Annotated in this window: 3 protein-coding genes; all 3 read left to right on the top strand. The window is 73.3% G+C overall.

Translation table 11 applies throughout. The features are described from left to right. The first annotated feature begins 169 nt into the window (after positions 1 to 169). The 3 genes from CU044_RS31005 to CU044_RS30995 are packed head-to-tail and all read left to right on the top strand — an operon-like array spanning position 170 to position 14,144. Positions 170 to 11,506, top strand: a complete 11,337-nt coding sequence (locus CU044_RS31005) for a non-ribosomal peptide synthetase (protein ID WP_165372017.1) — start codon at positions 170 to 172, stop codon at positions 11,504 to 11,506. Beyond that, positions 11,503 to 13,377 (top strand): class I adenylate-forming enzyme family protein, encoded by a 1,875-nt coding sequence (locus tag CU044_RS31000; RefSeq protein WP_205124125.1) that lies wholly within the window; start codon positions 11,503 to 11,505, stop codon positions 13,375 to 13,377. Before CU044_RS31005 ends, CU044_RS31000 begins: the two co-directional genes overlap by 4 nt. Further along, entirely contained in the window at positions 13,374 to 14,144 is a 771-nt protein-coding gene (locus tag CU044_RS30995) for a hypothetical protein (protein WP_240045960.1), read from the top strand. Before CU044_RS31000 ends, CU044_RS30995 begins: the two co-directional genes overlap by 4 nt. Positions 14,145 to 14,230 lie beyond the last annotated feature (86 nt).

Here is a 14,230-nt window from a genome sequence, read left to right as displayed (position 1 = left end):
GGTTTTCTGACGCGGCCTCACGTAATCGTGAGATGGATCATATTACCCGTCCTTTACTGTTTCATGGCCTGCTGTTTCTATGGAGTGGTCGACTCCCGAGATCAATCCGGCCGCGTCCGACGGCAGTTGCCGACACCAAGCCAGCATGACCGATGGGGATGTTCGTCTCATGCCCGAAAACGGCCCTGAACTGCAACTTTCCGATGCCCAGTTGGGGGTCTGGCTCGCAGAGCGCGCCGGACTCGGCCGGCCCGGCGCCTATCAGTGGGCGGAGTATCTCGTCCTGGACGGGACCGTCGACGCCGGTCTCCTGGCCGCCGCGGTCGGTAGAGCCGCGGCGGACTGCGAGGCGATCAACGTCCGCATCACCGAATCAACGTCCGCTTCGCCCGGACAACGGCTTTTCCCGGTCCCGGAGCACCTCATCGACGTGATCGACCTCCGGGCGACGTCCGGCCAGGAGGCCGCGGCCGTGGAGTGGATGCGGGCGAGCATGGACGCGGCCGGCGGCAGCGACGACGGCCCGTTGTTCCTGGGGGCCGTACTGCGCGTCACCGACGACCGCACGCTGGTGTTCCACCGGGTCCACCACATCGCTCTCGACGGCGCGGGCATGGCGCTGTTCGCCGAACGCGTCGCCGACGTCTACACCTGTCTGTACGAGGGGCGCGCTGTTCCCGAAAGCGGCTGGAGCGGACTCGGCCGCCTCGTGCACGCCGAGGCCGCCTACCGGGAAGCCGCAGAACGCACCGCGGACCGGGACTGGTGGCTGGAGCGGATGGCCGGACGGCCGGACTTCCTGAGCCTCGGTACCCGTCCGGCCCCGGCCGCGGACCGTTCACTGCGGCTGACCAGACGGTTGTCGGCGGAGGAGTTCACCGGGCTGCGCGCCGGCGCGCAACGGCTCGGGCACCGCTGGACCCGGCTGCTCACCGCCGTGACCGCGATCCACCTGCACGCGGTGACCGGGAGCCGAGATGTCGTACTGAGCCTTCCGGTCGCCGGCCGCCCGGCCGAACTCGCCCGTACCGTGCCCGCGATGTCGGCCAACGTCCTCCCGCTGCGGTTGCACACCGATCCGGCGGACACCGTCGGCGGGCTGATCGCCCAGATCGCCGACGAGCTGCGGCTGACGCTCCGTCACCAGCGCTACCGGGGCGAGCGCCTGCGCCGGGAGCTGGGCTGTCCCGAGGACGGCCGGAGGTTCTTCGGGCCCGTTCTCAACATCCAGCGGTTCGACCGGCCGCTGCGGTTCGGCCCGACGAAGGCGAGCGTCCACAACCTCCAGGCACCGCCGTCGGAGGACCTCTCGATCGTCGCCTACGACCGCGGCGACGGAGGGCTGCGCCTGGACTTCGACGCCAATCCCGCCAATCACAGCGAGGAGTTGCTGCGTGACGTCGCCGACCGCTTCCTGCACGTGCTGTGGCAGGTGGCCGAGGCGGACAGGGACACACCCGTGGCCCGGATCGCCGCGACCACCGCGAGGGAACGCCGGCACAGCGCGGCTTTGGGCACGGGCGACCGTACGCCGTCCTCGTCCACCGGCACGGCCGCGGGGCGGTTCGCCGAACAGGTACGCCGCTCGCCCGACGCGTTCGCGGTGCGGTCGGCCGAGACCGGTGAGCGGCTGACCTACCGCGAACTGGACCTGCGCAGTTCGGCGCTGGCCGCCGCGATCGCCTCGGCCGGCGCGGGCCCCGAGCACACCGTCGCGCTGCTGCTGGAACGGTCGGTGGACCTGGTCGTCGCGGCGCTCGGCGTAGTGAAGGCCGGCGCGGCCTACGTGCCCCTGCAACGCGACGACGCGCTCGCCCGGCAGGACGCGGTCCTGTCCGACGCGGGAGCCCGGCTGCTGCTCACCGACCACACGACCGCGGAGGACCGGATCGTCGCGTCGGCCGCTGACCGCGGTGTGCGCCGGCTCGACGTACGCGCGTCGGGTACCGGGGACGCGCGGCCACGGGTCACGCCGGACACGACGGCGTCCGTCATGTTCACGTCCGGCTCCACGGGACGGCCCAAGGGCGTCGCGATCACCCAGGGCGATCTCGCCGGGCTCGCCGCCGACCGGTGGTGGTCCGAAGGCGGCGCGGACCGGGTGCTGCTGCACTCCCCGCACGCCTTCGACGCGTTCAACCTGGAACTGTGGGTGCCACTGCTGACCGGCGGTGAGGTGATCGTGGCCCCGCCGGGCCGGCTGGACCCCGCCGGACTGTCCCGGATCACGGCCGTCACCGGCATCACCGGACTGTGGCTGACCGCCGGGCTGTTCAACGCCATCGCCACCGAGGACCCCGCCTGCCTGGCCGGACTGCGCCAGATCTGGACCGGCGGCGACGTGGTGTCGCCCGCGGCGGTGCGCGCCGTACGGTCCGCGCTGCCGGAACTGACCGTCGTCAACGGGTACGGACCCACCGAGACCACGGTCTTCGCGACCAGGTTCGCCGTCGAGGACGTGCCCGAGGACACCGGCACGGTCCCCATCGGCGCACCGCTGGACGGCAAGCGGGTGCTGCTGCTCGACGACGCGCTGCGGCCCGTACCGCCCGGCGTGGTGGGGGAGTTGTACCTCGGGGGCGCCGGGGTCGCACGCGGCTATCTCGGACGCGCGGCCGCGACCGCCGAGCGCTTCGTGGCCGATCCGTCCGGCCCGCCCGGCGCCCGCGTCTACCGCACGGGCGACCTGGCCCGCTGGAACCGCGACGGACGGCTGGAGTTCGCCGGACGCGCCGACGGACAGATCAAACTCCGCGGCTTCCGGATCGAACTCGGCGAGATCGACGCCGCGCTGCTGGCCGAGCCCGGCGTGCGGCAGGCCGCGACCATCCTGCGCGAGGACCGGCCGGGGGTGCGGCGGCTGGTCTCCTACGTGGCGGCCTCGGGCGACACGGCGGCACTGCTCGGCAGCGTGGCGGGCCGGCTGCCCCCGTACATGGCGCCTTCGGCCGTGGTGCGGATGGACCGGCTGCCGCTGACCGGCAACGGCAAGCTCGACCGGGCCGCGCTGCCCGCTCCGGACACCGGGAGCACGGAGGCCGCCGATGCTCCTCGCACCCCCGTGGAACACCGGCTGGCCGAGCTGTTCGGCGAGATCCTCGGCCTGGAGAGCGTTCCGCTCGACCAGGACTTCTTCCGGCTCGGCGGCGACAGCATCAAGGCGATCCAGCTCGCCGGAGCGGCACGGCGGGCCGGTCTGGCCATCAGCACCCCCGACGTGTTCCGCACGCCCACCGTCTCGGCCCTCGCCGCCGGCGTCCAGGCCGGGCCGGGCCCCGGGCCCCGGGTCACGCCGGGCGACGCGGAGGATCCCACCGTCCCGCTGACGCCCATCATGCACTGGCTGCGCGAACGCGGCGGCCCGATCGACGGCTTCGTGCAGTCCCTGACCGTGCGCACTCCGGCGGGCATGACCGAGGCGCGGATGCGCGCGGTGGTGCAGGCCCTGGTCGACCACCACGGCATGCTGCGGTTTTCGCTCACCACGGTGGGCGGACTGTGGGCTCTGGAGGTGCTGCCCCACGTCGCGGTCGAGCTGAACCGGCCGGATACGGCACTCACCCCGGAGGACGGGCGGGTGGTGCACGCGAGCTGGCGGGACGCCGGACCGGCGGAACCGGGCGAGCTGACCCTCACCGCGCACCACCTCGGTGTCGACGGCGTCTCCTGGCGCATCATCCGGGAAGACCTCCGGGCCGCTTGGGAAGCCGTCCGGCACGGGCGGACACCGCGGCTGCAACCGACGGGAACCTCCTTCCCGCAATGGGCGCGGGCACTGGCCCGGTACGCCCACCACACGTCCGTGCTCGACGCGTTCCCCCGATGGCGGGAGACGCCCGACGATCCCCCCGTCGCCGACCGCGCGCTGGACGCCGCGGTGGACACCGAGGACACCCGGCGCCGGCACTCCGTCACCCTGCCAGGCACGCTCACCGCGCGCCTGGTGACCGACGCGACCGCGGCCTTCGGCTGCTCGGTGCACGAACTGCTGCTGACCGCGTTCGCCCTGGCCGCCGCCGACTGGCGGGACGGACCGGACGCGCTGCTGGTGGACCTCGAAGGCCACGGCCGCGAGGAGTTCGCCGACGGCCTGGACCTGTCCCGCACCGTCGGCTGGTTCACCACCCTGTTCCCCGTGGTGCTCGACCCGGGCTGCTCCTGGGCCGACGCGCGGACGCATCCGGCCGAACTCGACGGTGCGGTGGCCATGGTCCGGGCCTGTGTACGGGACGCCCCGCGCGCCGGACTGGCCTACGGTCTGCTGCGCCACCTCAACCCGCAGAGCGCACCGGCGCTGGCCGCCCGGCCGTCACCGCAGTTCGCCTTCAACTACCTGGGCCGTTTCGACGTCGGCGGTGGCGGCGACTGGGCGGTGAGGGCCGACGCCGCGGCCGGTGCCGACGCCACGGTCATCGGTGCCCCCACCGGCGGCGGGCCGGCGATGAGCCACCCCGTGGAACTGGACGTGGTGCTCGCCGACCACCCCGACGGCCCCCGACTGGTCGCGAACTGGTCCTGGCCGGGCGGACTGCTCGACGAGGCGCGGGTCGCCGGGCTCGCGCGGCAGTGGTCCGACGTGCTGGCGGCGCTGGCGCACCGGGGCCGCGCCCGGACGACCGGCGAACTGCCGCTGCCCCCGCTGGCGCAGGGACTGCTGTTCCACTCGCTCTACGACCACGACGGCGCCGACCCCTACCTCGTCCAGTTCGTCTTCGAACTCGGCGGACCACTGGACCGCGCCCTGCTGCGCGACGCACTCCACCGCCTGCTGCTGCGCCACCCCCAGCTCTCCGCCGGTGTCCGGCACAGCCCGTCGGGACGTCCCGTCCAGGTGGTCGTCCCCGGCTCCACCGTGGAATGGCAGGAGATACCCGCGCACGAGGACCTCGAACGCTTCCTCGACACCGACCGCAGAAGGCGGTTCGACCTCGCCGACCCCCCACTGGTCCGCGGGGCCCTGCAACACAGGGCCGACGAGCGGCACACCTTCGTACTGACCACGCACCACCTCCTGCTGGACGGCTGGTCGATGCCGATCCTGATCAGGGAGCTGTTCTCGCTCTACGCCGGCCGCACACTCCCGCCCGCGACGCCGTACCGCGACTTCCTCGACTGGCTGTCCACCCGGGACTCCCGCGCGGACGAGGCCGCCTGGCGCGCGCTGCTGTCCTCCGTGGACGGTCCGACACTGGTCGGCGGGGCCGGGCGGCGCGGTTCGGCCGCGGCCCGCCACCGGCTGACCGCCGAGCTGGACGACGCCACGAGCGCACGCGTCGGCGCCGTGGCACGCCGGCACGGGCTGACCGCCAACGTCGTCGTCCAGCTGGCGTGGGCGGTGCTGCTCGGCGCCCTGACCGGACGGGACGACGTGGTGTTCGGCGCGACGGTCTCCGGCAGACCGGCGGAGCTGCCCGGTTCGGAGCACATCGTCGGCCTGCTGATCAACACCATCCCGGTGCGGGTCCGCCTCGACCCGTACCGGTCGGTCACCGAGTCCCTCGCCGGACTGCGGGCCCAGCAGCTGTCCATGCTGGACCACCAGCACGCCGACCTGACGCGACTGCGGTCGATCGCGGGGCACGCCGAACTGTTCGACACCGTCGTGGTGTTCGAGAACTACCCGGTCGACGAGAACGAACTGCGTCAGCTCGTACCCGGCCTGGACCTCCGGGACGTCCAGGGGCGCGACGGCACGCACTACCCGCTCACGCTGATCGCCATGCCGGGCGACCGCCTGCGGTTCCGCCTCGACCACAGCGCCGACCTGCTCGACGAGGAGGGAGCCCGGCGGCTGCTCGACCGCCTCGGCGTACTGCTGCGCCGGATCACCGCGCACCCGGAGGCGCGACTGGGGCAGCTCGACCTGCTGCTGCCCGACGAGCGGGAGATTCCGGCGGACACCGGAGCGGCCCCCGCCCCGGTCGCGCTTCCCGCGCTGTTCGAGGCACAGGTGCGCCGACGGCCGGAGGCCCCGGCTCTCACCTGGGGGGACACCACCCTCTCCTACGGGGAACTCAACGCGCGGGCGAACCGCCTCGCGCGGCTCCTGATCGCGCGCGGCGCCGGACCGGAACGCCTGGTGGCCCTGGCGCTGGAACGGTCCGCGGATCTCGTGGTCGCCGTGCTGGCCGTGCTGAAGTCGGGGGCCGGTTACCTGCCCCTGGACCCGGCCCATCCCGAGGAACGGATACGGCAGACGCTGACGGACGCCGACCCCGTGCTCGTCGTGACGAACACGCGGATCGCGTCGCGCCGTCCGCAGATCGTGCTCGACGGCACCGATCCGGCCGCCGCGTACCCGGCGGACGATCTCCGCCTGCCCCTGGACCCCCGCGGCGTCGCCTACGTGATCTACACCTCGGGCTCCACCGGCGCCCCCAAGGGCGTCGTCGTGTCGCACCACAACGTCGGGCGGCTGCTCGCGGTGGCCGACGGCCGGTTCGGTTTCGGTGACGACGACGTGCACACGCTGTTCCACTCCTACGCCTTCGACGTGTCGGTGTGGGAACTGTGGACGGCGCTGGGCCGCGGGGGCCGCCTGGTGGTGGTGCCGGACGATGTCGCCAGGTCGCCACGGGAACTCCTGGAACTGCTCGCCCGGGAGCGGGTCACCGCGCTGAGCCAGACCCCGTCGGCGTTCTACCAGCTCGTGCGGGCCGAAGAGGAGACGGCACCGGATCTGCCCGCGCTGCGCGTCGTCGTGTTCGCCGGAGAGGAGCTGGAACCGACGCGCATCCGCTCCTGGCACGGCCCCGGCCGGCCGGTGCTCGTCAACATGTACGGGATCACCGAGACCACCGTGCACTCGACCTGCGCCGAGCTGACCGACCCCGACGAGACCGCCGGGACCGTCGGCACCGCGCTGCCCGATGTGCGACTGCACCTGCTGGACCACGCCCTGCGGCCCGTCCCGCCGGGCTGCCCGGGTGAGATCCACGTGTCCGGCCCCGGGGTGACGCGGGGTTATCTGGGACGGCCCGGACTCACCGCGAGTCGTTTCGTCGCCGATCCCTTCGGCGCGCCCGGCGAACGGATGTACCGCTCCGGGGACCTCGCGCGGCGCCGGCCCGACGGCACGCTGGAGTACCTGGGCCGGATGGACCAGCAGGTGAAGATCCGCGGCTACCGGGTCGAGCCCGGGGAGATCGAGCGGGTCCTCGAACGGCACCCCGCCGTGGACCGCGCCGCGGTGCTCGCCGACGCGGACGCCGATGGCGGCCGGCTGCTCGGCTACGTCGTGACGAGCAGGCAGCCGGCGGCGGCCGAACTGCGCGCGTACGCCCGGACGGTCCTGCCCGCGCACATGGTCCCCTCCTTCATCCTGCCGGTCGACGGGATACCGCTGACCGGCAACGGCAAGCTGGACCGACGGGCCCTGCCGAGACCGGAGTCCACGCTGCCGGTGAGCCGCCCGCCGGAGAACGAGCGGGAACGGCTCCTGTGCGCGCTGTTCGCCGAGACACTGGGGGTCCCCGAGGTCGGCGCGGAGGACAGCTTCTTCGACCTGGGCGGGCATTCGCTGCTGGCCACCCGGCTGATCAACCGGCTGCGTGCGGAACTCGGCTGCGAGCTGAGCATCCGCACCCTGTTCGACGCCCCGGTCGTCGCCGACCTGGCGGTGCGCCTGCCGGAGCGGGCCGCCGTACCGCATGCCGGGATCGCCGCGTCCGCCCGCCCGGACCGGGTCCCGCTCTCCGCCGCGCAGCGGCGACTGTGGTTCTTCAGCCGTCTCTCCGGCCCCAACCCGGTCTACAACATGTCCTTCGCGGTCCGGCTGAGCGGACCGCTGTCCGTGAGGCACCTTCGCGCGGCCCTCGTCGACGTACTCGACCGGCACGAGAGCCTGCGCACCACCGTCACCGAGCTCGACGGCGAGCCCTGCCAGCACATCCGCACCGCGGAGGAGCCGCCGTTCGAGGAAGTGGCCGCCTCGGAGGGCGAGCTGCCCGGCCTGCTCGCCGACGCCGCCGCACACGTCTTCGACCTCGGCACCGAACTCCCCGTCCGGGTCCTGCTCTGCGAGACCGCCCCCGAGCGGCATGTGCTGCTGATCCTGCTGCACCACATCGCCGCGGACGGCTGGTCACTGGCCCCACTGGCCCGCGACCTGTCCACCGCCTACCGGGCGCGCCTCACGGACCGGGCCCCGTCGTGGACGAGCCGGCCCGTGCAGTACGCGGACTACGCCCTCTGGCAGCGCGATCTCGACCGCCGTGCCGAGATCGCGTACTGGACGGAAACGCTGCGCGGTGCCCCCGAGGTACTGCCGCTGCCGACCGACCACGCCAGACCGCCGGTGTCCGCCCACCGCGGGGAGACCGTCGACCTCACCCTCGACGCCGGGCTGCACGCGCGGCTGAACCGGCTCGCACGGTCCACCGGGACCAGCCTGTTCATGGTGGTGCACGCCGCGGTCGCGGTACTGCTGTCACGGCTCGGTGCCGGGGAGGACATCTCCGTCGGCACCCCGGTGGCCGGACGGCACGACGCGTCGCTGCACCACACCGTCGGCTGCTTCGTCAACACCGTGGTGCTGCGCACCGACCTCGGCGGCGGCCCGACGTTCGCCGAACTGCTGGAGCGGGTCCGCACCACCGATCTCGACGCCTTCGCCCACCAGGAACTGCCGTTCGAGCAGGTGGTCGAGGCGGTCAATCCGCCGCGCTCGCTCTCCAGCCACCCCGTGTTCCAGGTGATGCTGGCTTTCCAGGACACCCCGCCCGTGGAGTTCGACCTGCCGCGGCTGCGGGCCGAGCCGGTGGCCGTCCACGGCGGCGCCTCACGCATGGACCTGCTGTGGAGCCTGCGCCAGCGCCACGCGGACAACGGGGCCGAAGCCGGTGTCGAATGCCTGCTGGAGTACGACACCGAACTGTTCGCCCCCGCCTCCGCCCGTCTGCTGCTCGCCCGGCTGGAACGGCTGCTGCGTGCGGTCGCGGCGGAACCGCACCGCCTGATCTCCGACCTGCCGATCCTCGTCGCCGGTGAGAGGGAGCAGCTGACCGGGCGCCGGAACGCCACCGACCACGACGTGCCCGCGGCCACGGTGGCCGAACTGTTCGCGGCACACGTGCTCCGCGCCCCCGACGCACCGGCCGTCCACCACGGGGAGACCGTGCTCACCTACCGGGAGCTGTCCGAGCGGGCGGACCGCGTCGCGGCCGAGCTCAGCGCCCGCGGGGCCGGTCCTGGCAGCCTCGTCGCACTGGAGCTGCGGCGCGGCCCCGACCTCCCCGCCGCCCTTCTCGCGGTCCAGTCGACCGGCGCCGCCTGTCTGCCCCTCGACCCCGCACTGCCACCGCGACGGATCGCGGCACTCCTGGCGGACGCCCGCCCCGCGCTGGTGGTACGCGATGACGGCGGGCTCACGGTCACCGCCGGCCCCGGGCAGCCGGCGCTCGTACCGGAGGGCACGGCGTACGTGACCTACACCTCGGGTTCGACCGGGCGGCCGAAGGGCGTCGTCGTGCCCCACAGCGCACTGGTGAACCTGGTGCTCGCCCTGCGCGAGCGGCTGGCGGTCGGTGCGGCCGACCGTGTGCTGGCCGCCGCGCCCGCGGGCTTCGACATGTCCAAGCCCGAGCTGTACCTCCCACTGGTCACCGGAGCGGCGATGGTGCTCGCCGGCCAGGACACGCTGCGGGAACCCGACGAGCTGTCCGCGCTGCTCGACCGGCACCGGGTCACCGTGATGCAGGCGACCCCGTCGCTGTGGCAGGCCCTGGTGACCCGGCGGCCGGACCGGCTGCGCCACATCCGCGCGGTCATCGGCGGCGAAGCGGTACCCGCGCCGCTGGCCGCGGAACTGACCGGCCTCACGGCGTCACTGCTGGCCTGTTACGGACCGACCGAGACCACGGTCTGGTCCACCGCCCACCCGGTCGGCCGCGAGACGACCGCCACGGTGCCCCTCGGGCGTCCGCTGTGGAACACCCGGTGCTACGTGCTCGACGCCAGGCTGCGGCCGGTACCTCCGGGCGTGACCGGCGAACTGTACGTGGCCGGCGCGGGCGTGGCCACGGGCTATCTGCACCGGCCGGCGCTGACCGCGACCCGATTCGTCCCGGACCCCTTCGGCTCCGCGGGTAACCGGATGTACCGCACCGGCGATCTCGCGTCGTGGACCGCGGGGGAGGTGCTGCTCTTCCACGGCCGGACCGACGACCAGGTGAAGATCCGCGGTCATCGCGTCGAGCTCGGTGAGATCGAAGCCGTACTGGCCCGCCACGAGGACGTCGACGCCGCCGCGGTGGCCGTGCACGACCGGAACGCCGACGACCGCCGGCTGGTCGGATACGTCGTACCCGCCGACGCCGACCTGCCCTCGGTGGGCGCGCACCTGGCCCGGCATCTTCCGGACCACATGGTGCCCGCCCGCCTGCTGGCGCTGGACCGGCTTCCGCTGAGCGCCAACGGAAAACTGCTGCGCGACCGGCTGCCCGAACCGGACTGGGCGCCCGGGGGCGAGGACGAGGTGGTCCCGCCGGAGAACCTGCGCGAGCACCTGATGGGCGAACTCTTCGCCGAGGTGCTCGGCCTGCCCCGCGTCGGCCCCGGTGACAACTTCTTCGAACTGGGCGGGCATTCGCTCCTGGCGGCGCGGCTGACCGACCGGGTGCGGACCGTGCTCGGCCTGGAACCGACGATCCGGAACGTCTTCGAGGCGGCCACCCCCGCCGCGTTGAGCCGCCTCCTGGACCGGGCGTCGCCGGACGGCGCACCCGGGCACCTGGTGCCGTTCCGCACCGGCGGCCCGGCCGCACCGGTGTTCTGCGTCCATCCGCTCAGCGGGATCAGCTGGCTGTACTCGGGTCTGCTGCGGCACATCGACCGGGACCACCCGGTGTACGGCATCCAGGCCGAGGGCCCCGGGGGAGTGGCCGATCTGCCCGACTCCGTCGAAGCGATGGCCGAGCGTTACGTGGGCCTGCTGCGCGCGGTCCGCCCCAGCGGCCCGTACCACCTGGTCGGCTGGTCGTTCGGCGGACTGGTGGCGCACGCGATGGCCGTCCGACTGCACGAACTGGGCGAACCGGCCGGAGCGCTGTTCCTGGTGGACACGGTCGCCGGCGGCACCACCGGACCGGACCGGCCCATCGACGACCAGCGCGTCTTCCGGGTGCTGCTGACGGCCGCCGGTCTCGACGACGAGCGCTTCGCGGCGACGGACCTCGACTTCGACACCGTCGCGTCACTGCTGCGCCGCGAAGGGAGCCTGTTCGCCCGGTTCACCGAGGACGACATCAGGCGCCTCATCACGGTGTCGCGCCACAACGACAGGCTCACACGGGCCTACCGGCCACCGCGCCACCCGGGGGACACCACGTACATCGAGGCGGCGGCGGGCACGCCGCGCCGCGTCCCCCACCACGAACTCTGGCGGCCCCACACCGGGGGCGACCTGACCGTCGCTCACGCCTCCGCGGCCCACCACCGGGTGATGCAGCCGCAGCACGTGGACGACGTCGGAGTCCTGCTCCGCGACCTGCTGAGGAGGCTGCGTTGATCCGTACCGGTCCCGGTGCCCTCGCCGAACTGCCCGTGGGCGCACGGGTGGTGATCCGGCTGCCCAACGGACGCGAACTCGCGGACACGCTGCTCGCCTGCTTCGACCTGAGACTCGTCGCGGTCCCGCTGCACCCGCGTTCCACCGACCGGGCGGTGGCGGCCATCGCCGAACGCGTGTCCGCGACGGCCCTGGTGGACGTCCACGGGCTGCACCGCACCAGCCTGCCCGACGCCAACGCGGCCCTCGACAGCGACACGGCCCCGGACGGCCTCGCGTTCATCATGTTCACCTCGGGCTCCACCGGCCCGCAGAAGGGAGTCATGCTCAGCCGGCGGGCGGTACTGGGCAACGCGGCCAAGACCGCGGCACTGCACGGACTGACACCGGACCGTCCGCACGGGACCTGCCTCCCGCTGTACCACTGCAACGCACTGGTCATGTCCCTGCTCGGCACCCACCTCACCGGCGCGCCGCTGACCCTTCAGGCCGTCTTCGACCCGGCCGCCTACTTCGCCGCGTTGAGTGCCACGGGAGTCAGGACCGCGTCCATCGTGCCCGCCCTGCTGGCGGACCTGCTGGAGACCGGTCCCGACTGGCCGGACGGCCTGGAGTACCTGATCACCGCGGCCGCCCCGCTGAGCAGCGATCTCGCCCGCCGCTTCCACCGCCGGTACGGCCCACGCCTCCGGCAGGGCTACGGCCTGACCGAGGCGGTCAACTTCAGCTTCACCATGCCCCGGCTCGACGACGCCGGCTTCCGCGAGCAGTACCTGGACCACGTGCCGCCGGTCGGGGCGCCGCTGCCGGACACCGGACTGCGCCTGGAATCCGGCGAGGTGTGGATCAGAACGCCGGATCTCATGACCGGTTACTGGCAGGACGGCCGGGCGACCGCCGCCACGGTCACCGACGACGGCTGGCTGCGCACCGGCGACCTCGGCGAACTGCGCGACGGCCTGCTGGTGCTGCGCGGCCGCGCCGGAGAGCGCATCAACCGGGGCGGGGAGAAGCACTACCCGCTCGACCTCGAACACGGCTGGCGCCGGGCGGGCCTGTCCGGCCGCTTCGCGGCGGTCGCGGTGGGCGAACCCACGCTCGGTCAGGACATCGGGCTGATCGCCACGGAACAGCCTGTCTCCGCCGTACGCGAACTGTACGAGCGGACGCCGCTGCGGCCGGCCGCGATCCAGTTCGGCGGATTCCTGGCGACGTCCACCGGCAAACCCCGGCGCAAGGCCATGAGCCGGGTCCTCGTCGCGCGCCGGCTGGCCCCCGCCCGGTACGAACGGTTGCTGGGCTACGCAGCGGCCACCGCGCACTCCCTGCTGCGCTCGGGGGCCGAGCATCCCGGCCTGCGTGTGCTGGCCTCGCGGGCCGGGGATCGCCCGCGCGATGACGGGGAAGCCGTCTTCGGCGCCTTCGACTTCCTGCGCGAGCACTGGCACAGCGCGGACGCCCCCGAGCTGTCCCAGGCCAAGGCCCGGTGGCGGCGGACACTGCTCACCGAATGGCCCCTGGCGGTGCACGGCGAACTCGCCGCGGAGGTGGCGGCCCGCCACGGGTTCGAGGGGCCACCGGTACCGCTGGGCACCGAGGCCCGCTTCGGAGACGGCTCGCTGCTCGTACTCCCGCACGGCCCCGCGGCCGACGACCCCGCCTGGCCGCTGGGCCTCCTGATGTCCTTCCTGGACGGTTCCGCCGAGGACGGCCGTACCGATCGCTGGACGCGCCTGGCCCGGCTGCGCCGGGGCGGTTTCCCGACCACCGGCTGTTCGGTGCTGCGCGCCGGGCGACATGATCTGGGTGGCGTCCTGTGGGCAGGGCAGCCGGATTCCGCACCGAACGAACCCACTGGAGCGACGGGATGACCCGAGACACCGAGACGACCGGCCGCATGAAGCGGTCTCCCGACCACGAGGACGAGATCCTCGACGTCCGGCGGCACCAGGACCCCGGGCGCAACCGGCTGACCCCGGTGCTGCGACTGCCGCCGGACGTCGCGCTGTCCGTGGTCGACGCCCTCGCCGGTCTGGTCCGGGAGGCACACCACGGGGAGCGGGAGCACCCCGCCCCGGCCGGCGCGCTCAAGCAGGCGCAGGAGTTCGAAGAAGGCCACGTGTTCATGCTGGAGCCCCCCTTCGAGGGCTTCTTCGCCGACCGCTATCTGATGGACTTCTACGACACCGCGGAACGCGACCTCTGCTCGCGCATGCACCTGCACACCGGGCTGCGCTTCGTGCGGATGATGACCGGTCCGGGGACCACGATCCGGGTCTCGAGCCTGTCGCCCCTCACCGTGCGCCCCGCGCCGCCGAGTTGGACCGGGCCGCTGACCGCCTTCACCGACGCGCTGCCCGGTACGCCCGCCGGGGTGCACCGGGACCGGCACAACGTGATCGTGCCGCCGAACTCCTGGGTGGACATGCAGATACCGCGAGGAGTGTCACACCAGTTCAACGCGGTGGGCCCGAACGCGGTGATCGACTCGGTGCACCCGGAGGAGTCCATCGAAACGCTGCGCGAGGAAATGTCCGGGTACCGGATGATGGCGCAGACCATCTTTCTCGCCAAGGACAAGAGCCCGGCCGACACCTGCGCCGACACCACGGCCCCGGACGCCGGCGCACCCCGCTGACCACCGGCCGGTAGGAGGCGGACGTTTCAGGGCTGGGCGGGCGGCTGGTCCGTCTCTCGCAGGGTGAAGGCGCAGGGTGAAGGCGC

This window comes from Streptomyces sp. L-9-10, assembly GCF_004151105.1.
GTDB lineage: Bacteria > Actinomycetota > Actinomycetes > Streptomycetales > Streptomycetaceae > Streptomyces.
The sequence above is the reverse complement of the archived record's forward strand: the minus strand, read 5'-3'. Positions and strand labels throughout refer to the sequence as shown.

Coding starts and splice junctions, on each gene's coding strand:
- CU044_RS31005 (WP_165372017.1), top strand. CDS start 170: ATGCCCGAAAACGGCCCTGAACTGCAACTTTCCGATGCCCAGTTGGGG.
- CU044_RS30995 (WP_240045960.1), top strand. CDS start 13,374: ATGACCCGAGACACCGAGACGACCGGCCGCATGAAGCGGTCTCCCGAC.